Genomic DNA, 22,068 nt, shown 5'->3' with positions numbered 1-22,068 from the left:
CATTTGATTTACACAAACAGCAACTTAACGAACAAAATCAACAACGAAAATAAAATTACCTCGGGTATAAGTTGATTCAAAGGACATTTTGTTATGCAAAAGCAAGCTTCAAATACAACAAGTTCAAACAAACCGATTAAAAAAGTCGTGATTGCCGGTGGTGGTACTGCGGGTTGGATGGCTGCAGCTGCATTAACAAAGTTACTGGGAAAACACCTAGAAGTGGTGCTGGTTGAGTCAGACCAAATAGGCACCGTTGGAGTTGGTGAAGCCACGATTCCAACGCTACACATCTTTCACCGTTTACTTGGCATTAAAGAACAAGATGTCATGGCTGCGACCAATGCGACCTTCAAGCTCGGAATTGCTTTTGAAAACTGGCATGACGTAGGTAAAGATTATATTCACTCCTTTGGTTTTTTAGGCAAAGACTGTTGGGCATGTGGATTTCAACATTTTTGGCTCAAAGGGCAACAACGCGGTATCGTTAGCCAAATTGGTGATTACTGTACCGAGCATTTAGCGGCTCGTGAGGGGCGTTTTGCCGTATTACCTAATCAAGATTACAACCATGCCTACCATATGGATGCCACTTTGTACGCCAAATTCTTAAGGGGTATTGCTGAGCAACATGGTATCACCCGAATTGAGGGCAAAATTAAAGAAGTCCTCCAGCATGATGATACTGGTAATATTCGTGGATTAGCCCTTGAATCAGGAGACGTTATCGAGGGTGATTTGTTCCTTGATTGCACTGGATTTAGAGCTTTGTTAATTGAGCAGACTCTCAATACCGGGTTTGATGACTGGAGTCACTGGTTACCTTGCGACAGCGCCATTGCGGTGCAAACTAAAACCACTGAAAAACCGATTCCTTATACTCGCTCAATTGCGCGAGAGTCAGGCTGGCAATGGCGCATCCCACTGCAAAGTCGGACAGGCAATGGCTTAGTATTTTGCAGTAAGTACATGAGCGATGAAGAAGCTAAAGCCACCTTGATGGACAATATCGAAGGTGAACCATTAACAGACCCTCGTGTCATCAAATTCCGCACAGGTAGCCGCCGTAAAACCTGGCATAAGAACTGTGTTGCTATAGGTCTATCTTCCGGGTTCTTAGAACCCCTAGAGTCCACCAGCATTCATTTAATTCAACGTGGCATTGTGCGCTTATTGCAAATGTTTCCTTCTCAAGGGCTCGTTGAAGAAGACATTAATGAGTTTAATGAACAAACTCGCACCGAAACTGAAAATATTCGCGACTTTATTGTTTTGCATTACAAAGTCACTGACCGAGCTGATAGCCGATTCTGGCGTTATTGTAAAAACATGAGTGTACCTGCATCACTTCAACACCGAATCGATATGTTTGATGCATCTGGCAAAGTATATAAACATGGTAATGAGTTATTTGGTGAGAGCTCTTGGATTCAAGTCATGATGGGACAGGGTCTTGCTCCAAAGCAATACCACCCAATTGTTGACATGATGGAAGATGATGAGCTAGAAAACTTCCTTGCATCAATAAAGGCAAAAGCAAAACAAAAAGTGGCAAACTTGCCTGATCATTATGATTTCGTGCAGCATTACTGCAAGTCAAAAATGCTGTAAGTCTGCAATGCAGTGAGTAAGTTAGGAACGTTATTAAGTCACTAAATGAAGTGTAAAGGTAGAGTATGACCAGTTCTCAATCACAGCGTCAACGGGCGCAAGATATGAAAAATCTCGATTCATTGGTGTTAATCAACAAGCCTTTGAACCCTGAGATCCATTATATCGGTGAGCAGCAAACGCCTGTGATTGTTATCGATGACTTTACAACCGATTTATCAGCGTTACAGAATTATGCTAACCAAATCGACTTTAATCTCGATAAAGGCTCTTACTATCCAGGTGTTAGAGCCAAGCTCCCTAGAGACTACGTCATTGAAGTGCTAAATCAGGTATTTCAGCTGATTTACGATGTCTATAAAATCCCTAAAAACTTGCGTATCAAGCCGCAAGCGACCTACTTTTCATTGATAAACCGACCACCGGAAAGTTTAACGACTTTGCAGCGTATTCCTCATTTTGACACCCCAGCACCATATTATTTTGCATTATTACAATACCTTAATGACAGTACACATGGCGCCACGGCTTTTTTCAAGCATCAACCAACAGGTTATGAGCGAATTACACAAGCGAATATGGATAATTATTTTCGCGCTGCTGAGCCCTATTTACAGGCGTTAGCGCCCTTTCCTGGGAAATACTTCGTTGACAGTAATGAATACTACCAGCAATACCATCAAGTCGATTACAAACAACATCGATTAGTCATTTACCCTGGAAACTTATTGCACTCAACCTTAGTTGATCAACAAACGGATATAGATAGTAATCCAAGTTCCGGGCGCTTAACCGCCAATATATTTATCAATGTGACATAAGCGTTGAGCAAATTATCTCGTTATTCGAATCCACTAATTCGAAATCAGCTGCAGTGAATAACCAAATTAAATAAAAATAATCAGCAAGGACTCTGACATGACAATGAAACATCGCCATAAAATGAAAGCGCTTACAAAAGGTATTAAACACGCCCTGGTTGTTTCCCTTTCGGCATCAATGCTTATCAGTACTTTCAGCAGTTTCGCTCAATCAGATGGGATGAACACTAATCAGATCCATGCGCTTTCTGTATTAAGCCAATCTGAGCAGCAGCGTTTACAGACTCGACTATCGAAAGTAGAAGCTGAAATTGAAAGATTACTGCCACAACTGACTTTAGAAGAAAAAGTCTCCTTAGTGCATGCAGGGGGTAAATTCCATATCCCAGCTATCGAGAGGCTCAATATTCATGAAATGTGGATGTCGGATGGGCCTCACGGCGTACGCTATGAAATTGACAGAAATTCATGGGCACCAGCTGGCTGGACTAATGACTACTCGACCTATTTACCGCCACTTACCGCTGTCGCAGCAAGTTGGGATCAGAACATGGCGAGCTTACATGGCAACGTGCTTGGCGCTGAGGCTCGCCACCGTAATAAAGACCTGATACTCGGCCCAGGTGTCAACTTGGCTCGTTTACCTCTTTACGGTCGTAATTTTGAATACATGGGTGAAGATCCTTATCTCGCTGCTGCCTTGGTTGTCCCCACTGTCAAAGCCATTCAAGCCAACGATGTTGGTGCAACTGTCAAACACTATGCGCTAAACACTCAAGAATTAAATCGCACTGGAGTGAATGCAAAACCCGATGAACGCACATTACGTGAAGTTTACCTGCCCGCTTTTGAAGCTGCTGTTAAAGAGGCCAACGTTTATGCCATCATGGGAGCATATAATGAATTTCGCGGAACTAACGCTAACCAAAGTCATCACCTTATTAAAACCATCTTAAAAGGTGAATGGGGCTACGAGGGCGTGTTATTGACTGACTGGAATGTCGATATTAATACCTATGACGCTGCGATGAATGGCCTTGATATTGAAATGGGCACAGATGTCGCAAGTTATGATGAGTATTTTCTCGCAACACCGCTGCTAAACATGATAAAAGCTGGCAAAGTGCCTGAGTCAGAGCTTGATGATAAAGTACGCCGAATTCTTAGAGTACAATTAAGTATTGGCATGATGGATAAACAGCGATTGTCAGGAGAGCGTAATACTCAGGCTCACCGAGATGATGCGCGCACCATCGCCACTAATGGCGTGGTACTGCTTAAAAATGACGGTAAAGTGCTGCCTTTAGATGCCCAAAAAGTTAACAATATCTTAGTGCTTGGCCCTAATGCAGATAAACGTCACGGCTTTGGTGGCGGCTCATCAGAAGTAAAAGCACTGTACGAAATCAGCCCATTAGACGGACTCAAGGCCAAGTTTAAACAAGCTGGAAAAAACGTTAATATTCAGCATATGCGCCCTGCAAGTAGTCAGTTTATGCCTATTCCTAATGATTACCTTACGACACGTCATTGGACAGGCACCCCTTCTTGGCAGATTAACTACTATGCCGATAAACAACTTAATCAGCTAACCAGTGAATCTTGGATTGCCGATCCCCAATTCGATGCCAAAAATCGGCCTCAAAACGTTGAAATAAAAGCCAATATTAAGCCTGTTGAATCAGGTAAGCATACCTTAAAAATACTAGCGGATGGCGATGTTAGCCTTGCTGTTAATGACAAGGTATTAGTCAATCAAAAAGCAAATCCAGCCAACATTATCGAGTATGTCATTGATCTCACTGCTGATGAGACCTATGCCATTAGATTAATTTATCAAGGTCAACAGCAAGTCACTTTAGGCTGGGAAACGCCAAACAGTTTATATAACGATGAAGCTGAATATTTAGCAGCAGCCAAAAATGCCGATGCCGTGTTGTATTTTGGCGGCCTGAGCCATGCTGATGATCGTGAGTCCATTGATCGCCCAGATATGAAGCTTCCAGGTCAACAAGATGAGATTATCAATAAACTCCTTGCGGTTAACCCGAATACTGTTGTGTTTATCATTGGTGGCTCGGCAGTTGAAATGCCATGGGCAGACAAAGCTAACGCTATTACTTGGGGCTGGTACGGCGGAATGGAAGCGGGCCATGCTTATAGTGACATCCTCTTTGGCGATGCCAACCCAAGTGGAAAAATGCCTATCACTTTACCTAAGTCATTACAGGACACCGCACCAATAGCGTTGAATGACTACAATGAAACAGAGTCGTTATATTCCGAAGGAGTGTTTATTGGTTATCGCTGGTTTGAGCAACAAAAAATTGCTCCTGCATTCCCTTTTGGCCATGGCCTATCATACAGTCAATTTAGTTATGACAATATCAAGCTATCTAAAAGTACAATGGCTGAAGGTGGCACAATGACCATTACAGCAGACATTACTAATACTAGTGGCATTGATGGTGCCGAAGTCGCGCAACTATATCTTCATGACATAAAAGCCAGCGTATCGCGTCCACAAAAAGAGCTAAAAGGTTTTGATAAAATATGGCTCAAAGCGGGCGAAACGGGCCAAGTTAGCTTTACTTTAACTCAGCGAGACCTGTCTTTTTGGGATATTAACTCAAATGATTGGCTTGCAGAGGCTGGAAAATTTACTGTAATGCTTGGCTCATCAGTAGAAGATATTCGTTTGCAAAAAAGCTTTAACTATCAAAAATAGCAAGACGGCTTGCTAGACGAATCTTATCCAGCATTTAAAACAGCGTATACCGATTGAGTGGCTCACGGTTTACGCTGTTTTTGATTTAGACCTTTGTAACATCATTAAGTGAAATTGTTTTAAATACGCCTAATAACCCGATACCAAAAATCACATAAAACAACTTCATTGCTGAAAACTCTACTGTTACAGCAGATGCCTCAAGGTGACTTGAAAGTGCTTTAGCTGAAAACACCTCAACGACAGTTAATAGAAACGGATACGTAATCAGTAACAAAGCGGAAAGCTTCAATAGATGAATAGACGTTGGCCGCGCGATAAACCCAGCAATGCTTACTAAAGATAAGCCCATCACGGTATTACTCAACAATAATAATCCTGCAGCGACTCTAACTTGAGCTTCATTAGCATCACCAGCAAAAGGATAAACCTCGACAATTTCAGTCAAATAACTTGCGGGTTGAATTAATCCCCATAATGGATACAAAACAACGACGCTTGCAGCAATATATAACAATCCTTTGATAGCACTCATTTTCCTTCCTTTGATGTTTATATAATGTTCATTTTCTAACGTCTGTTTACTATAGGCTCGTATTTTATACGTCATATTTTATGTAAACATTGGCCATTTTTAAGACATTAATGCCAGCTTCAAGTTCAACCGTCAGCCCTAATCTTTAAGCTATTGTTTTTTGGGTTTCAACATAAAAGCAACGAGAAGCAACATCACAAAGGCAAAAATATCAAATAAGTACCCCTTTCCTTGCTCAATTTGGCCAAAAGGAAAAGCAAGAGAAAAAGGCGCATGAAAAGGAAAAAACTCAAACGGAGTCAAGGGTCTAATTACCTGCGATGCCATGAGTAATAACACTAAGCTAATACCTCTTTTATCACCATAAAGACTACTAAGCGTGCCAATAATGGGAATAACAATAAATACAATGGCATAAATAAATTGTTGCCAAATTGTCTTGTCTGCATATGAAAACAATAATAAACACCCTGCTATCAAGGCATATATACTCAGCGTGATGGTGGTTAATTTGTGTACCACTTTCAATCCTTGTTTTGCGAGAGTCAATGCCAAAAAGTATTCACTAACAGACTCTATCCCATCTGTTTCATCCGTTAATCCGTTAATCCGTTCTTATGGTTAATGCGCTTGTAATGACAGCTTCTATTTCACTGCAACCATGTCAATAGTGCAAATATTTGATACTTCTAGCCCTAATATGAGTATTTAGGCATCGATTGATGCCATAGGATTAACACTATTAATTTAACAAGATAACCGTTTTTAGTCGCCAACACAGGGAAATAGTGACATGAATAAGAATCGCCAGATAAATCGATGCCCTATTAACCGTACTGAGCAGTTGCCTGATGTTTTTGAACAAGCACGTATAACAAAAGGAGTGGAGTTCATTGAAGATCAGGATGATCCTGTCACGATGATTTTAGGGTTAAAAGACGTACGAAAGTGTGCTCATAACTGGAAGATATTCCAATCTGGGGCAGTTCCAGGACGCATCGTTGTTCCTTCAGAAGTCAGTATTAGAGAGACAAGGCAAATCCCTTTTGAGCTCGACCCGCCAGAGCATAAGCATTTTCGTGATTTACTTAATCCATGGTTTAAAAGACCATTGGAACAAGGCTATATCAACTCATTACAACAAATCATTGCAGAACTCGTTGATGATGTTATTCACCATGGTTCGACCAATATTGTGAGCGAATTTTCGCTAAAACTACAATCTCGGGCACTCACTTTGCTTTTAAATGTACCTTATGAAGAATCCTTAGTCTGGATTAATTGGGGCTCCCATGTGTTTCGCAGTAACGAGTCAGAGTTAGACGGCGAAAAAGCCGCAATCTTATACGATTATATTGATAATCAAATTGAATTAGCCATAAAAACGCCAAGCGACAGCCTTTACTCATCCTTACTTAATGCCAGTATCGACGGGAAAAAGCTATCTAAAGAGCAAATTAAAGGCGTGATGATATTAACCTTTGCAGGCGGCAGAGATACGGTGATTAATGCTGTCACAAATACCATCGCCTACTTAGCCAGTCAGCCATCATCTCTTTCTAGACTCAGAAAAGAGCCCGAAATTATACCCAGAGCAGTCGAGGAATTAATTCGCTATTTTTCACCGTTAACTCATATGGGCCGAGTCGTTACCCAAGATACAGATGTGGCTCAGCAGGGAGTGACAGCTGACTCACGAATATCACTTTGCTGGGCTTCAGCAAATCGCGATGCCTCGGTTTTCGAGCAGCCAAATGAGGTCATTTTAGATAGAAAAATTAACCCTCATGTCGCTTTCGGTTTTGGCCCCCATAACTGTCTTGGAGCCACCCATGCAAGGCAAATAATCAAGACGCTCATCACGACACTAACCAATAAAGTTGACACGATTGAGGTGCTATCACAACAAGATAACATCGAAGACTGGGGCGCATTTCAGCGAAAAGTCGGCTATGAGCAACTGAATGCGATATTCAGTCCTTACCGATAACACCACACTAAATATAGAAGGAATTTACCATGGCAAAAATTACATTTATTACTTCAAATGAACAATCAACAACAGTTGAAGGACATCAGGGTTCAGTCATGGAGCTAGCAGTTGAAAATAACATTGAAGGCATTGATGGAGATTGTGGCGGTGTTTGTTCTTGCGCTACCTGCCATGTATATGTGGCCTCTAATCAACTTGATAAAACAGGTGCTATCAGTGAAATCGAGAAAGACATGTTAGAGCTTGATGATAATGTCACAGAATTAAGCCGGCTTTGCTGCCAGATAACGCTATCTGATGACGTAGACGGTCTTATATTAACCGTAGCGCCATAGTGTTAGTGCAATAGTGTTCGTGCAAAAGTGTTAGCGCGATAGTTTTTGCAATAGTTTTTCGCAATAGTCGCGACCCACTCATTTAACCCAATAACGATTAACTTCAACCACAGTATTTGATTAAACAGGCCAAATATGACTATTCAACTTACTGATAATGCAATACAGACGTTAACCAAAAATGATACCTGTGTGATCATTGGAGCAAGTCATGGCGGCGTTAATCTTGCTTTTTCACTGAGAAAACAAGGTTGGCAAGGTAATATTATCTTGATTGATTCAGATCCAAATTTGCCCTACCACAGACCTCCTTTATCGAAAGCTTTCTTACTTAATCATAATGTGAATAAATGCGCTAGCCATGAAAACCATCTTGACCCCAGCAGTATTCAACTAAAATCCCCAGATAGTTATCGCAAGCAAAACATCACCCTTAAATTGGGGCTCACGGTAACGGAAATTAATAGAAACGCCAAACAAGTAACATTAAGTAATGGTTCAAAACAAGCTTATGACAAGCTCGTATTAGCCACTGGAGCAAGACCTTTTATTCCACCAATTTCGGGCTTAAAAGCTTGTAAAGAAGCTTTTTGTTTAAGAACCGTTAGTGATGTCAGCCGCATTAAACAGGCCTTAGCTACAAGTGAGCAAAAACGCGTCGTTATTATTGGTGGCGGTTATGTAGGACTAGAAACCGCTTCTTCATTAAAAAAGCTTGGTGCAACGGTGACGGTATTAGAAAGAGAGCCACGTATTTTAGCTCGAGTCACTGCCCCACTAATGTCTGAATTTTTACCCAATTGCATCAAGAAAATCAGGTTGAGGTATTAACCGACAAGTTAGTTCAACAAATCAGCACATCAAATTTGAATGATGATAAAAATATGCCATTAGCACATAAGATTACCTGCGCAGATGGCAGCAGCTATATTGCGGATGTCATTGTGATTGGCGTTGGTATTACAGTTAACACTGAGCTTGCCAAAGCGTGTGGGATTAAACTCGCATCTGATATGCCTAATGAGCAGGCTAATCATAATGAAGCAAATGGCCGTGATAAACCTAAAAGCACACCTAAATCTGGGATATGGGTAAACTCTTCATTGCAAACCAGTGACGAGAATATTTTTGCAATTGGTGACTGCACATATCATCACAATCCACATTATGACCGTATGATTCGGCTTGAATCAGTACAGAACGCGGTTGAACAAGCCAAAGTTGCAGCAAAGGTGATTGCACAAAATCAAAAAGATCACTATTTAACAGCGCATTCAATGCGTATTGAAGCAACATTGAATGATATTGAAAAGTTAACATACCAAGCCATACCTTGGTTTTGGTCTGATCAATTTGATACTAAATTACAAATGGTTGGCTTAGCTCAAGGCTATGACGAAGTCATTAAACAAGTTGAAAAAAACAAGCCAACGTCATTTTCAGTTTGGTACTTTAAAGGAGATACTTTACTCGCTGTCGATGCTATCAATCATGCAAAAGCCTATGTGCTTGCCACTAAGATTATCCCAAAAAAATCCAATGTAAATAAAGCTAAATTACAAAACAGCTTATTAGCGACGAAAGTGGAGCAGCTCATCTTAAATTAATAATGAATATACTGATTTAATTAAATAATACATTAGTTTCGATGACTTTGCTCATCAGCAATTTGCTGAACAAGTAATGCCATTATCTGCTCAGCTTTTTGGGGCTCACCTGAAGCTAAAAGTATATGTGCTGCGCATTCTGCAGTACATAATCCCCTTCAATTTGATTTCGTCTAAGTTGATAAATCGACTCATGCTGGCTAGATATCGAGATTTTTTGTAACGTCTTTAGGTAGTCACTGCGATTATATATTTTGCGTGCCTCTTGCCATGTTGCGTCTATGAGTATTAACGCATCAAACTTATCTTGATTTGTTTTTTGCTCTTGCTCTCGGTTTTGATCTTGGTTTCTCTCTTGGTGCTGTTCTTGCCTATGTTCTTTAATTTGCTCAACGTTTGTATGCATTTGGCAAAGCGATTGTTGAACCGTCGCTTCTGGTACTTTCGCATCACTGAGTTGTTGATTATCAGGATACAATAAACCCACTTTATACGTGTTAATCATATTCAGTAATTGAAGATCAGGGTTTACTCTATCCCAAACCACGACCAAGGCATCATCTTTTAAAATGGTGGTCACGCATCTGCCAGTATTATTTACCCGACTGATTTCTTTTTGGTGAGTAAGTAGCACTATCTTCATATAAGGAGCCAAGGTAAATAGGAATAAGAATAGGGATATCGCAGTATTTGCAGTCTATTTTACAAACTGAATGTTATCACTATTCAGAGTGATAGCTCCAATACACTAGCGAAAAAAACAGGTACAATTCAGCAACGAAATACCTTAAAGCACACTCAGCTTGATTGATAACAGCGATAAGTAGGGAACTTAATAAACATGGAATTGCAGCAATCATTAAGTCTACTCTTTACCATGTTAGTGCTGGCTATCATTCCAGGCCCAGTGGTATTTGCAATTATTTCACGGTCATTTTCACATGGCCTTCTTGCGGCTATGCAGCTGTTTTTAGGGGTATTAATTGCTGATTATATTTTCATTTGCACTGCTTTATTTGGCTTATCTGCTTTAGCCAATGCAATGGGGCCCAGTTTTATCGTCATAAAATATGTCAGTGCGGCTTATCTTTGTTGGTTAGGCTTTCAATTATTTCAAGCTCAGCGTCAATCTAACCCAATGGCCACAGGGATAAAAACATCGGCATATCAAAACCTAATGACAGGATTAATGATTGGATTAAGTAATCCCAAAGCGATTATTTTTTATGTTGGCTTTTTCCCTGCGTTTGTTCCAATACATACCACATTAAACGATGTTATTCTTGTCATGCTGATTTCAACATTGGCATTTGGCAGTATCAATTTGGGCTACTCGTTAATGGCCACACAGGCCAAAAAAGTATTTCGTTCAGCTAAAGCCATCCGGGTGATTAATCGCACCGCTGGAAGCATCATGATTTCAGCTGGCATACTAATCGCAATCAATTTATAGCCCAACATCAAAGCGCAGCTTATTAATCGACTCTTATTCCATTTCACAGACACAGTAATGTTAACCACGCGATCTATTGTTAAATAATCGACCGCATTCACGCTGCCAGTGTTCACATTTGTTACAACGCTGGTGTTATTTCTCTTATTAGCAAACAGAACACTTAATACATCTCATATTCAAGGTTAAAATATTGATTAAATATCAAACGTTTTCTAACATTATCTACGCCTTGCCACTTATGTAACTAGCTCAATAATCAAGTTGGAGTTAATTACATCATGTCCCAAGCGAGATAATAACAAGTCAGGGGGCTAAAAATGATAATAGAAGTCAAAGTGCACTGCAGTCATTGCAAAGAACACATCATGACTAATACTCGCTACTATCCTGATGGATTAAGCGGATGCTTATGCCCAAGTTGCCAAACTCATTGTGACTTTACCCAAACAATAGTCGAAATGCGGTCAGTATCTAAGTGGTACAACCCATTTAGCTGGGGTAAAACGGTTCCTTTGTATTAATAATTGTTGGTTAAAAATATTAGTCAAGCTGTATTGTTCAGCCTGTTTTGTTCAACTTCAGTACAGCTAATACCAATTAGCATAGCATCAAGTTTTTCGTCACCATTATTTAAACAGGGGTTATCATGCAAATTCAATCTTATACTGCCGCTCAACAAATGAGTGCGAATACTGTTAGCCCAGCCAATAGCACTCAACAAAATACGTCAGTAAATAAGCCGTCAAGTGAACCGGTCAGTCATCTTAATACGATTCAACGAGACTCAGTAACGATAAGTGCTCAAGCCATGGCCTTATCACAAAATCAATCAGAGCCTGAAACACAACCTAGCTTGCCAAATAACGGCGAAAAAGTGGAGAACTATGTCCACTATAAAAAAGCTCAGACCCAATATCAGTTTTACTCGGACTTAGCAGGCGTAGCCAATGGCAGTGACGATTCGATAAGTGCAACTTCAGCTTATATCATCAAGAATAATGATGATGCCAGAGCTGCAACTGTCAATGCAGCAAATATGAATAATCAACAAAACATGTTAAATGCTTATGTTGAAACAACAAAAAGCATAAATGAAACTGTGTAAGCAGCGAACAAGCAACATTATTCACATCTAACTCATCACTTGTTTCAATACTTACCTAACAAATTGAAAAATTATCTTCAGTATTAGTGCTCTAATTCAATAGGCTGTTATCATTAACGATAACAGCCTTTTTTATTAGTTGATGTATTTGTTCATCTTAAAGAGTACCTAATGAAGTTAAAATTTTTAGCAGGGATAGCATTACTTAGCAGCTTTTCAACACAAGCTGCTTGGTGGATTGAACCTACCGACTTACCGCTTCGCGCTGATATTCAATTACTTGCTGATACAGGTATCATCCTTCAGCCAGTCACCACCTTCCCTCTAATGTGGTCAGGGATAAAATCTGATTTAGATAATGCCGTTGATAGCCCAATGACTGTGCATCAAAAAGATGCTTTTCATCGGGTGATGCGGGCCTACGACAAAGACCATCAAACGGTCAGTTTAGGTGCCAGCCTATCAGGGGCAAACGAGGAAGCTCGCTTTATTGGCTATGGTAATGATTACCGCGATAAAGCCGAAGTAGAGTTCACCGCTGAAGTCACCAAAGACTGGTTTAGTGGGCGCTTAGCTGCCAGTTATCATTACGATGCCATTGATGGTAACGAGTCCCGATTAGATAATAGCTTTGCTGCCGTTAAGTTGGGCAATTGGATTGTGACTGGTGGTGCAGTCCAAAAATACTGGGGGCCAGGTTGGGACTCAGGTTTAATACAAACAACGAATGCACGTCCAATGCCAGGCATAACCTTTTCTCGTAACAACAGTAATGCATTTGAAACGCCTTGGCTTAATTGGATTGGCCCGTGGACTTTCACCACAAGCTTTAGCCAAATGGAAAGTGAGCGTTATGTACCTGATACCCAGCATTGGGGCGCTCGAGGTACCTTTAAACCTATATCTAAACTAGAGGTAGGTTTTTCATGGACCATGCAATGGGGCGGCGAAGGTTATGGTAATAGCCTTTCAGACTGGTGGGATGGTTTGTTTAACGGCGGTGTTAATGAAGGCGATAAAGAAAATGGCCAAGAAAACATGCTCGCAGGTTATGATTTCAGATGGTCAGATACCGCATGGGGAGTGCCTTATGGCATTTACTACGAGCGTATTCATGAAGATTATCACAAAGGTAAAAATCGTTTAATTAATGCATCAAACATGGGTGGCGTTGATATTTTCATTGCCGATTTAAACACTCGATTTTTTGCTGAATACTCAGATACTGCAGCATCATGTGGCGTCGAATCTGACGTTTATAACTGTATGTATGAGCACGGTTTTTACAAAAGTGGATATCGTTATTATGGCCGCAGTCTGGGCAGCACCTATGATAATGACTCAAGAGTGGTGGTATTAGGCGGGATCACTCAGCTTGAGCATGGGCAGAGCCTAAGCACCAAATTCCGTTACGCTAAACTTAACTTTGATGGAGTAGATACTGGCAATCCTTCTGGTGGAAACCCAGTTTCACCAGGTCGTTACGAGCGCTTATATCAACTCGATGCCAGTTACCATAGACCATTCTATGCAGGTAAGTTAAAAGTCGGCGGTACCATTGGTTACAGTGAATACCCAGAAATTGATACCAGTAGTGACTGGGAAACGACCTTTTATGCAGGTTGGGAACGAGATTTTTAATTGCTGAAAATCGTTTTCACTTAAAAAGCCCATCATATGATGGGCTTTTTATTCGAACCTTTTACGCTATCTGCTTATTTTCTATCTCTGTTCAACTACTTCAGTGATTAAATAATGCCCTACAAACCTTTGTCTTCCCACTGCTGTTTTTTACGGTAAATCGTTGAAGGACTGACATCTAATAAAGCAGCCGCTTTGGGGATGTTGCCATCACATTGTTCAATGGCGGTTTCAATGGTGATTTTTTCAGTAAGCCACAAAGGTTGAATATCTTCTTCCGATTCAATAACGTTTATTCCACTATTAACTGGCATATTGTTATCAACAATACCATCCGATGTCGCCGCTGCGACGGTACTCTCACCAACAGCATGCGCTTGAGGTTTAGCATGAATATCTGTCACTGTTGCGCTCGTTACTGCTGTTTGTGCAAGTTGTTCACTGACCTCGACAGATTTAACATTGGCTTGAGATAAAGCCGCAGTCACTTGAGCGGGTAACATGGTAATCGCAACTTCATCAGCCACATTTAACACTACGACTTGGCGAATAATATTTTGTAATTGCCGCACATTGCCAGGCCATGAATATAGGCCAAAACAACGTTCAACCTCTTTGCTAAAGCCTTTAAAGTTTTTGCCTTCTTCTTTGCTGTATTGCTTTAATAGCTTTTTAGCAATAGCAATAACATCTTTACCGCGTTGTCTTAATGGCGGTAATTCAATCGGAATAACGTGAAGACGATAATATAAATCTTCTCTAAAACGCCCTTCTTGCACTTCTTTCCAAGGGTCTCTGTTGGTTGCACTAATAAAACGCACATCGACTTTTTCTTCTTTGCTGCCACCCACACGCTGAAAAACACCCGTTTGAATGAACCGTAACAGCTTACTTTGCAGTTCTAAATCCATTTCACAGAGTTCATCAAGAAATAACGTACCACCGTCTGCACGAGTAGCTGCACCATCACGATGACTGACAGCACCAGTAAATGCCCCTTTGGTATGGCCGAAAATTTCACTCTCAATGAGATCTTTCGGAATTGATGCACAATTTAAGGCAATAAATGGAGCTTCTGCTCGAATTCCAGCTTCATGAATCGCCTGTGCGCACACTTCTTTACCTGTGCCACTTTCACCCACAACAAACACAGAAGCCTTACTGTTAGCAACACAATCAATGGTGTTGTATACCGTTTGCATTGCCAGTGAGTCACCGATAAAACCATGAAAATTGGTTTTCGGTAAACTGTTCTCATAATTGGAAACTAACGCTAATAAATCCCTTTGCTTTAAGGCATTACGCACGGTAATCGATAAGCGTTTACTGTCGAATGGTTTGATCAAAAAATCAAATGCACCTGCACGCATTGCATCTACAGCGAGATCAATCGTGCCATGGGCGGTGATCATAATAACGGTAATATTTGGGTATTCTTTTTGCACCTTCGTTAAGATATCCATTCCTGACATGTCAGGTAGCTTGATATCTAATACTAATAAGTCTGGTTGCTTGCGCGCTAATTCTTTTAACGCATCTTCACCAAAGTTAACAAGAGTGACTTCAGCCCCTTCTGCGCAAAGGTACTCACTATAAAGTGCGCCTAAGGACATACTGTCTTCTACAAGAATGGCACTAAAACCCATTTGTTCATTCCTTATCATTCATTCGATTACTCTGATTTTTGAGTAATATTAAAGCGTTGCTGGATCAGGTTTAAACTCTGTTCAGCAACGGCAAAAATTTCATTAAATAACGCATCTAAAGGCTCATCTTCTGTTCTTGAAGCCGCTTCTAATCTAACAGCAACATCAGCTAAGGTCTTAGCGCCGAAACTACCTGCACTACTTTTAATGGTATGCACTTCCGTTTCGATATCATGACGACTTCCTTGAGGCGTTAAGGCTTTAAGTGTATTAACCCGCATTATCGTCTCGTGATAAAACACTTGCATCATTTTGGCTAAGCTAGCTTCACCCACAGCTGAGAGTAATTCGTCAAAAACAGCCTCATCTAACAAAACCTCTGTGAACAATTCATCTGTGTCTGTATTTGTAGAGACTTTGGGGGCGGATAATTCAGTATTTTTTTCGCTTATTTCAGCTGTCACTTTATCTTTATTTTCAACTTGCGACTTGTCATGAGTTAACTCTATTTGCATCCCCATTCCCATTGAAGATGCCTGCTTTACTTGACCTAACCAATGACTCACACCTGAGATTAAGTCAGATTTATTCACAGGTTTGCCAATACAATCAAGCATGCCAACGGCTTTACACGCAGCGATTTCTTCACTAAATACATTGGCAGTCATCGCCAGAATAATTTGATCTGGTTTATGAGCTAATATCTTTTGACATGCCTCTAAGCCATCCATTTCAGGCATTCTGATATCCATCAATATCAAATCAAAGTCTTGACTCAGTGCTAATTCAACAGCTTCTACGCCATTATTGGCATAGGTCATTACAGCGCCTTCATTGGTGAGCATTGTACCTGCGACCATCTGATTAGCAGGGCTATCTTCAGCTAATAATAGGCGGCAGCCTTGAGGTAAACTAGCGACTTTCTCTAATGGCTTTTCATGTTTATTTTCAGCTGTCGCGCCACTAATTAAACTCAATAGCATTGCACGGCTTAGCGGTTTACTCACCGATTCTTCAATGCCCAATTTTTCTATCAGTGATTGCGCATCATTATTAACGCCAGTGGCAAGAGCTGCGATATAGCCAGTTTCGAATAAATAATCACTGTGTAAAATACTGACATCTTTTTCTTTAGCAGATAAGAGACATGCATCATCGAGCATGATTAAATCAAATCGTCCACGCACTATTTTACTATTAAATATATCGCTAACATGGTGCTCATACTTCGTTTCAACACCATATTGACTGTACTGTTTCTTAATCAGTTTACACAAGGTTTCATCGGGGTGAATAAGAAGTACACGCGGGTGCTCTGGTAAGCGAACATTGTGATTACTGGCTTGACTAGATTCATCTAACAATACAGATAAGGTAAATTGGCTACCTTCACCCAGCTTACTTTCAACCACTAAGTTACCGCCCATCATTCGAGCAAGTTCTGAACAAATCGCTAAACCCAAACCTGTGCCTGCGTAACTTGTGGTATGAGTATCATGAACCTGAGAGAACTCTCTAAACAGTTTCTCCTGCGAGGCATCACCAATACCAATACCTTGATCAGTGACTCGACAACATAATTGCACTTTATCGATATCACGATTTGGGATCCAAACTTCCACAGAGATACAGCCCTCAGTAGAAAACTTAATCGCATTATCTACTAAGTTTTGCACTACCTGCCTAATACGCTGCGCATCACCCACCAGCTTTTGCGGTACATTTCGGTTGATATAACTGGCTAAATGAACCCCTTTATCATGGGCTTTATGGGATAAGATTTGTAATACTTGCGCTACTAACTCGTCAGGTTCAAACTCTTTGGGCTCCAACACCATTTGGCCCGCTTCAATTTTAGAAAAGTCCAAAATGTCATTAATGGTACTTAACAGCACAGAACCAGCTTCTTTAGCCGTCCTAGCGTACATCCTCTGACCTTTCTCTAAGCTAGAATCAAGCAATAAATCAACACTACCGAGCACCGCATTAAGTGGTGAGCGGATCTCATGGCTCATTGTTGCTAAGAAGCGAGATTTTGCCTTACTGCCCTCTTCGGCTTGCTCTTTAGCTTGGCGCAGTTCTTCTTCTTTTGATTTCTGTTCTGAAATATTACGTAAGAAAGCGGTGTAATACATTTCGTCATCTAATTGAATCGGTATAACCCGCAACTCCACAGGGAATTCGTCTCCTGCTTTATTATGTGCTGGCACTTCTATTCGGTTATTCAACACTGGCCCTTCACCGGTTTTACGATGATGATCCATGCCATTTTTATGCGCCTTATGGAACCCTTCAGGTATAATCAAATCCTCAAGTAACTCGCCTAAAGCTTCCTCACGCTCGTAGCCAAACAACTTCACAGCTGCAGCATTAAACTCTTCTACTCGCCCGGCGATATTAATCGTGATTAACGCATCGTGGCTGGCTTCTAATGTTGCTAAATGAATTGATTGAGTTCGAGCCGCAGATGCTTGTTCCTTTTTAAGTTCAGACATGTCTTTAATAAAGCCAAGAAATAACACATCACCATCGATTTCCATTTTGGAAATAGACAACTCAATCGGAAAAAGGTGGCCTTCTTTATGTTGAGCTTTTAATGCTCGTCCACCACCTAAGCCAACAATTTTGGCGTCACCGCCTTTTAAGTAATCCTGAATATAACCATCATGCATAAACCTATCAGCCATCGGCATGAGAATGGATACATTCTGGTCTATTAATTCTTCTTTTTGATAACCAAATAAACTACTTACCGCTTTATTGACTTCGGTTATCACACCGCTAGTGTCAATAATCACAAAGCCGTCTGCTGCAGAATCTAAAATGGTATTTAATCGGACATTGGCACCTTGAAGATCGTGGCGCTGCTGATCTAAAAATTGCAGCATTTCATTAAAGGCATTGGTGGTATCTGTAATATCTTGAGTGCCTGGCTCGTTAACTTGAACCCCTGTATCGCCTTCGAGAACTTGTTTAGATGCCCGCTGGATATTGAACACATGTTTGATAAGGTTAAGTCCCTGATACCAAGATAAAATGGATATCAGCACAATCACGAGCAGCATCAAGGCACTATATTTAATCGCGACACCATTAACGCTGTGATCAAACTCGTCAGTATTCACCATTACCTTTATTGACACCCCACTGCCATTATTAGATTGAGCTTCAATAGGTACTAGGTTATCGGTACGAACGGGCTGTTCAATTAAGGCAAACTCACCAAGATTATTGCGCTCAGCGGCATATAAGCGTTTATCAGCTTTAAATACTTGCACTGATTCTATATGGCTTATTTGGTGTTCTTCGAGGGATTGCTTGAGTAAAAGAATGGATTGGCGAGGGTCATTCACATCAACACTATTGGCGACGAGTATTGCGGACAGGTGACCTTGCTGTTGGATTTCGGCTTGATTCGCGGTCTTTATTACCCCTAAGCTATTATAAATTAGCATCAGTAATAGTGCTGATTGCATCAATCCAATCGCAATGATGGCTTTTAATCTGAAAGACAAATTCCTTCTCCTATTGCATTTTGCAAATCAATCCATGTTTTCAAGCTGAAAAAGCGCTGACAGAGCTGACAATAACCACGCCACAACTCACTATGAATCACCTTGTTGCATTTTGCAAAAAATTATTCGCAAAATGAAAAAACATGAATAAACCTAAACAACAACATACGCTATAACACTGATATTAAACACTAAAAAAATTTAGGTACAGTAATTGCTTTTATCAGACATATCTCTATATTTTTAGGAAACAGCTATGCAAAATGCAAGTACAACGCCCAAAAGGTTGTCAATATTATTAGTTGAAGACACTTTTAGTGAGCGTTACTACATAGCAAGTTTACTCCAAAGCTTTCAACCTGATGACATCGAGTTTGAAATAACTCAATGTGAAGATGGGTTAACAGCACTTGATACCTGTAAACTGCATGATTTTGACTTAATCATCAGTGATTGGCGTATGCCCAATATGACGGGTGTAGAATTATGTAAACGTTTAAAAGCCTCAAATAATCCCGCTTTTTTCCTTTTGCTTACTGGCAACGATAAAACTGAAGATATGGTTTATGCCATGGAAACTGGTGCTGATGACTACATTACTAAGCCTTTTTTAGCCTCTGTTTTAAAGGTAAAAGTTTTAGCCGCAGTGAGGTTAATACAAGCCAAAAAAAATATTAGATAATAACCAAAAGTTAGAAATTGAATTAAACAACAAGCAAACTGAGCTTGAGCAAGCAGCGACTTTACAACAATCTTTACTGCCCAAAGAAGATTTATCATTCGATAATTGGCATGTTAAGCATTTTTTTGAACCAGCAGCAGAACTTGCTGGCGATATTTTTCAGTGTTTTAAAATTAATGAAGAGTGGATTGGTTTTTATGTGATTGATGTATCTGGTCATGGCGCTAGAGCAGCAATGCTAAGTTTCACTCTAGCTCAAGGCTTATCTCCTCAAAGAATGGATTGGCAGCTTGCACCAGAAGTGTTAATGCACAGATTAAACTTATTGTTTGATGACCCCGCTAATTTAGGCCAATTTGCCACGGTGATCCTTGGTAAAATCAATATTAAAACTCATCAGGTTTACATGTCTAGTGCAGGCCACCCTATGCCTTTAATCATTTCCAAAAATGATGTCCAAACATTATCTGTGCCTTCTGGCCTCCCTATTGGTATTGATAAAAACAGTCAATATTCAACCGGTGAGTATCAGCTTTATCCAGGCGAACAGTTACTGCTTTTTTCAGATGGTGTTTATGAAGTCAATAATCCACAACATGGCATGTTTGGCTTAGCACGTTTCAAGCAGCGTTGTGCAGAAGCCAAAAATTTGCCTGCCAATAAACTACTTAAACACCTTACTTATGTATTAAACCTATGGAAGCAAAACCAACCTCAGGATGATATGTCGCTGTTATTGTTTACAGCACCCGAAACTTAGTCACTAAGCTTATGAATTACACAGGCATAGTAATGAGAAAAGTATCGCAATGAACAGGCTAACGCTATTTTGTAGCTGTGGTGCCAAAATACAAGAAAATCAGATAATTAAGATTGATTGATGCCAACGTTGATAACTAAATCATTTACTGCAAAGTAACCTAAACCATAAAGTGCTATAGCCACTTTTAAGGACTAACAATGAATAGTTTACAAATGAATTTAAACTTACAGCTCATGACACCTGAACAGATTTATGATGAAGTTGAGGCCTTTTTAATTGCCAACGAAATTGCCTCTCTGCAAAGGTTCAAATTAATGCTCTGTATCTTGGAGGCCGTTAATAATGTATCGCAGCATTGCCCTGATAACACAGAGGATGTGACCTTGTTAGTGCAAAATAACAAAGACAATATCGTCGTTGATATTCTTGATACTGCAGAGTTTGTTGAGCTTTCTGCACCTAAAAAGTGCCCGACTAACGATAGACCTAATGGCAGAGGCCTGTGGATCATGGATCAATGGATGGACAAGGTAAACAAGAAAGCCACCGTATTAGGCACTCACCTGCGACTCTCATTAGAAAAGGCAGCAATTTGATGACCAACAAATATTGCACAGCCCCGAGCAAGACTGGCTACAAGTTTACATAGAACAAGCTTATTGCTGAATGATACTGAATTCGACCTCCATCATTATTGTTTAAGCTTGTAGCCTTACTATTTGTCACCACTCCACTATTGCAACTTCTCATGCCGTATTCTCGTTCCTTTAATCATTGATAGAATCGAAACACTGTTACTTCTCTCAGCTCTTGCTTCTCTTTGCCTCTTATTTATATTTGCTTTTTATTAAGCCTGCTTATTTACCCTTTTATATCACTTAACACATAACTTCAATATTGCGCTTTATCTCCATATTTAAACACCAGCATTCCAGCCTCTTAAAAATGTAATAGCCAGTCACAGTTCTGCCTCAGATCAATTGATATGCGTTCATTTTGCAAATTGCAAACTGCAAATATCATCAAAAACCTCTGTTGCAAACAGCAATTTCCCTCTTCGCAAACAGCAAATTCAAATAGCAAAAAAACAAAACCAACCAATAAGCGACTGAAATAAAACGAATAAAAAGTTGGCATAGTACCTGCTATTAAAGACTACAAGCTTCAAATAAACAATACATATAGAAGCATCATTACAGTCTAGGAGCACGTTATGAAATTTGAATTAAAAGTAGCGCAACATGCGAGCGTAGTAACCCTACCAATCAGAATGTTTATGGCGCACACACCAACTTATAGAGCCGCACTTGTTGATTATATCGATAGAGGTCATACCCGTTTAGTCATCGATATGCAGCACCTTGAATATATCGACTCTAGTGGATTATCAGTGCTTATATCTGCAAGAAATCAAGCACTCAATTATCAAGGCAACATTGTTTTGTTATCGCCAACACCCGCAGTGAGATCACTGATTGAACTAACACGTTTACATCATATTTTCGAAATCTTTGAAACGGAAAAATTAGCACTCGAGTTTTTACGTCACAGCAGCATTGTCGAAGAGTCTGATTTTGATAAACGTGTCATCGCTGATTTAGCCAGTTAATAAAAACTGACAATAACTGAA

20 protein-coding genes are annotated in these 22,068 nt (G+C 40.2%); 15 read left to right on the top strand and 5 right to left on the bottom strand.

Annotation, left to right across the window (positions count from 1 at the left end; translation table 11 throughout):
* Positions 1-93 precede the first annotated feature (93 nt).
* The 3 genes from ACGEDC_RS15850 (at position 94) to ACGEDC_RS15840 (ending at position 5,160) form a co-directional block, all read left to right on the top strand.
* Positions 94-1,611 (top strand): tryptophan halogenase family protein, encoded by a 1,518-nt coding sequence (locus tag ACGEDC_RS15850; protein WP_394494393.1) that lies wholly within the window; start codon positions 94-96, stop codon positions 1,609-1,611.
* 65 nt (positions 1,612-1,676) lie between these two features.
* A complete protein-coding gene (locus ACGEDC_RS15845; protein WP_394494391.1) occupies positions 1,677-2,432 on the top strand; it encodes a DUF6445 family protein in 756 nt (251 codons plus the stop codon).
* Between the two features lie 97 nt (positions 2,433-2,529).
* Positions 2,530-5,160 carry a glycoside hydrolase family 3 C-terminal domain-containing protein gene (locus tag ACGEDC_RS15840; RefSeq protein WP_394494389.1) on the top strand — a complete coding sequence of 877 codons (2,631 nt, stop codon included), beginning with the start codon at positions 2,530-2,532 and terminating at the stop codon, positions 5,158-5,160.
* 85 nt (positions 5,161-5,245) lie between these two features.
* Here the strand turns inward: ACGEDC_RS15840 and ACGEDC_RS15835 are convergent, their stop codons facing one another.
* Both ACGEDC_RS15835 and ACGEDC_RS15830 read right to left on the bottom strand, forming a co-directional pair.
* A complete protein-coding gene (locus ACGEDC_RS15835) occupies positions 5,246-5,695 on the bottom strand; it encodes a hypothetical protein (protein WP_282166913.1) in 450 nt (149 codons plus the stop codon).
* A 150-nt stretch (positions 5,696-5,845) separates the two neighbouring features.
* Positions 5,846-6,217, bottom strand: a complete 372-nt coding sequence (locus ACGEDC_RS15830) for a hypothetical protein (RefSeq protein ID WP_394494386.1) — start codon at positions 6,215-6,217, stop codon at positions 5,846-5,848.
* 271 nt (positions 6,218-6,488) lie between these two features.
* Here ACGEDC_RS15830 and ACGEDC_RS15825 point away from each other — a divergent pair, with 271 nt between their 5' ends.
* The 4 genes from ACGEDC_RS15825 to ACGEDC_RS15810 all read left to right on the top strand — a co-directional run bounded on the left by ACGEDC_RS15825 (position 6,489) and on the right by ACGEDC_RS15810 (position 9,630).
* Entirely contained in the window at positions 6,489-7,685 is a 1,197-nt protein-coding gene (locus ACGEDC_RS15825) for a cytochrome P450 (RefSeq protein ID WP_394494384.1), read from the top strand.
* A 29-nt stretch (positions 7,686-7,714) separates the two neighbouring features.
* On the top strand, positions 7,715-8,023 hold the full coding sequence (locus ACGEDC_RS15820; RefSeq protein ID WP_394494382.1) for a 2Fe-2S iron-sulfur cluster-binding protein: 309 nt from the start codon (positions 7,715-7,717) through the stop codon (positions 8,021-8,023).
* A 135-nt stretch (positions 8,024-8,158) separates the two neighbouring features.
* Positions 8,159-8,854, top strand: a complete 696-nt coding sequence (locus tag ACGEDC_RS15815; RefSeq protein WP_394494380.1) for an NAD(P)/FAD-dependent oxidoreductase — start codon at positions 8,159-8,161, stop codon at positions 8,852-8,854.
* Positions 8,855-8,907: 53 nt separating this feature from the next.
* Positions 8,908-9,630, top strand: coding sequence for an oxidoreductase C-terminal domain-containing protein (locus tag ACGEDC_RS15810; RefSeq protein WP_394494378.1), 723 nt, complete (start codon positions 8,908-8,910; stop codon positions 9,628-9,630).
* Positions 9,631-9,745: 115 nt separating this feature from the next.
* Here ACGEDC_RS15810 and ACGEDC_RS15805 read toward each other — a convergent pair whose 3' ends face one another.
* The gene (locus ACGEDC_RS15805; RefSeq protein ID WP_394494376.1) at positions 9,746-10,273 is read right to left on the bottom strand and encodes a DTW domain-containing protein; all 528 of its coding nucleotides are present in this window, start codon (positions 10,271-10,273) and stop codon (positions 9,746-9,748) included.
* 198 nt (positions 10,274-10,471) lie between these two features.
* Here ACGEDC_RS15805 and ACGEDC_RS15800 point away from each other — a divergent pair, with 198 nt between their 5' ends.
* From ACGEDC_RS15800 to ACGEDC_RS15785, 4 genes are all read left to right on the top strand, one after another.
* Positions 10,472-11,083 carry a LysE family translocator gene (locus tag ACGEDC_RS15800; RefSeq protein ID WP_394494374.1) on the top strand — a complete coding sequence of 204 codons (612 nt, stop codon included), beginning with the start codon at positions 10,472-10,474 and terminating at the stop codon, positions 11,081-11,083.
* A gap of 368 nt (positions 11,084-11,451) precedes the next feature.
* Complete coding sequence (locus tag ACGEDC_RS15795; RefSeq protein ID WP_156669144.1) at positions 11,452-11,607, top strand: hypothetical protein; 156 nt, start codon at positions 11,452-11,454, stop codon at positions 11,605-11,607.
* A gap of 125 nt (positions 11,608-11,732) precedes the next feature.
* Positions 11,733-12,191: a hypothetical protein gene (locus ACGEDC_RS15790; protein ID WP_394494371.1), complete on the top strand. Its 459-nt coding sequence runs from the start codon at positions 11,733-11,735 to the stop codon at positions 12,189-12,191.
* A gap of 171 nt (positions 12,192-12,362) precedes the next feature.
* Positions 12,363-13,832 (top strand): capsule assembly Wzi family protein, encoded by a 1,470-nt coding sequence (locus ACGEDC_RS15785; protein ID WP_065109161.1) that lies wholly within the window; start codon positions 12,363-12,365, stop codon positions 13,830-13,832.
* Positions 13,833-13,951: 119 nt separating this feature from the next.
* On the opposite strand, the gene ACGEDC_RS15780 is transcribed toward ACGEDC_RS15785, so the two are convergent.
* A complete protein-coding gene (locus ACGEDC_RS15780; RefSeq protein WP_394494369.1) occupies positions 13,952-15,478 on the bottom strand; it encodes a sigma-54-dependent transcriptional regulator in 1,527 nt (508 codons plus the stop codon).
* Positions 15,479-15,504: 26 nt separating this feature from the next.
* Positions 15,505-18,993, bottom strand: coding sequence for a PAS domain S-box protein (locus ACGEDC_RS15775; protein WP_394494367.1), 3,489 nt, complete (start codon positions 18,991-18,993; stop codon positions 15,505-15,507).
* A gap of 256 nt (positions 18,994-19,249) precedes the next feature.
* Here ACGEDC_RS15775 and ACGEDC_RS15770 point away from each other — a divergent pair, with 256 nt between their 5' ends.
* From ACGEDC_RS15770 to ACGEDC_RS15755, 4 genes are all read left to right on the top strand, one after another.
* On the top strand, positions 19,250-19,675 hold the full coding sequence (locus ACGEDC_RS15770) for a response regulator (protein ID WP_394494365.1): 426 nt from the start codon (positions 19,250-19,252) through the stop codon (positions 19,673-19,675).
* 199 nt (positions 19,676-19,874) lie between these two features.
* On the top strand, positions 19,875-20,435 hold the full coding sequence (locus ACGEDC_RS15765) for a PP2C family protein-serine/threonine phosphatase (RefSeq protein ID WP_394494363.1): 561 nt from the start codon (positions 19,875-19,877) through the stop codon (positions 20,433-20,435).
* A 200-nt stretch (positions 20,436-20,635) separates the two neighbouring features.
* Complete coding sequence (locus ACGEDC_RS15760; RefSeq protein ID WP_080915337.1) at positions 20,636-21,034, top strand: ATP-binding protein; 399 nt, start codon at positions 20,636-20,638, stop codon at positions 21,032-21,034.
* 617 nt (positions 21,035-21,651) lie between these two features.
* Entirely contained in the window at positions 21,652-22,047 is a 396-nt protein-coding gene (locus tag ACGEDC_RS15755) for an STAS domain-containing protein (protein ID WP_055023061.1), read from the top strand.
* Positions 22,048-22,068: the final 21 nt, after the last annotated feature.

The sequence above is a fragment of the Shewanella sp. ENK2 genome, assembly GCF_043568515.1.
GTDB lineage: Bacteria > Pseudomonadota > Gammaproteobacteria > Enterobacterales > Shewanellaceae > Shewanella > Shewanella japonica.
This window is presented reverse-complemented; position numbering and strand designations above follow the sequence as displayed.

Coding starts and splice junctions, on each gene's coding strand:
- ACGEDC_RS15850 (WP_394494393.1), top strand. CDS start 94: ATGCAAAAGCAAGCTTCAAATACAACAAGTTCAAACAAACCGATTAAA.
- ACGEDC_RS15845 (WP_394494391.1), top strand. CDS start 1,677: ATGACCAGTTCTCAATCACAGCGTCAACGGGCGCAAGATATGAAAAAT.
- ACGEDC_RS15840 (WP_394494389.1), top strand. CDS start 2,530: ATGACAATGAAACATCGCCATAAAATGAAAGCGCTTACAAAAGGTATT.
- ACGEDC_RS15835 (WP_282166913.1), bottom strand. CDS start 5,695: ATGAGTGCTATCAAAGGATTGTTATATATTGCTGCAAGCGTCGTTGTT.
- ACGEDC_RS15825 (WP_394494384.1), top strand. CDS start 6,489: ATGAATAAGAATCGCCAGATAAATCGATGCCCTATTAACCGTACTGAG.
- ACGEDC_RS15820 (WP_394494382.1), top strand. CDS start 7,715: ATGGCAAAAATTACATTTATTACTTCAAATGAACAATCAACAACAGTT.
- ACGEDC_RS15815 (WP_394494380.1), top strand. CDS start 8,159: ATGACTATTCAACTTACTGATAATGCAATACAGACGTTAACCAAAAAT.
- ACGEDC_RS15810 (WP_394494378.1), top strand. CDS start 8,908: ATGCCATTAGCACATAAGATTACCTGCGCAGATGGCAGCAGCTATATT.
- ACGEDC_RS15805 (WP_394494376.1), bottom strand. CDS start 10,273: ATGAAGATAGTGCTACTTACTCACCAAAAAGAAATCAGTCGGGTAAAT.
- ACGEDC_RS15800 (WP_394494374.1), top strand. CDS start 10,472: ATGGAATTGCAGCAATCATTAAGTCTACTCTTTACCATGTTAGTGCTG.
- ACGEDC_RS15795 (WP_156669144.1), top strand. CDS start 11,452: ATGACTAATACTCGCTACTATCCTGATGGATTAAGCGGATGCTTATGC.
- ACGEDC_RS15790 (WP_394494371.1), top strand. CDS start 11,733: ATGCAAATTCAATCTTATACTGCCGCTCAACAAATGAGTGCGAATACT.
- ACGEDC_RS15785 (WP_065109161.1), top strand. CDS start 12,363: ATGAAGTTAAAATTTTTAGCAGGGATAGCATTACTTAGCAGCTTTTCA.
- ACGEDC_RS15780 (WP_394494369.1), bottom strand. CDS start 15,478: ATGGGTTTTAGTGCCATTCTTGTAGAAGACAGTATGTCCTTAGGCGCA.
- ACGEDC_RS15770 (WP_394494365.1), top strand. CDS start 19,250: ATGCAAAATGCAAGTACAACGCCCAAAAGGTTGTCAATATTATTAGTT.
- ACGEDC_RS15760 (WP_080915337.1), top strand. CDS start 20,636: ATGAATAGTTTACAAATGAATTTAAACTTACAGCTCATGACACCTGAA.
- ACGEDC_RS15755 (WP_055023061.1), top strand. CDS start 21,652: ATGAAATTTGAATTAAAAGTAGCGCAACATGCGAGCGTAGTAACCCTA.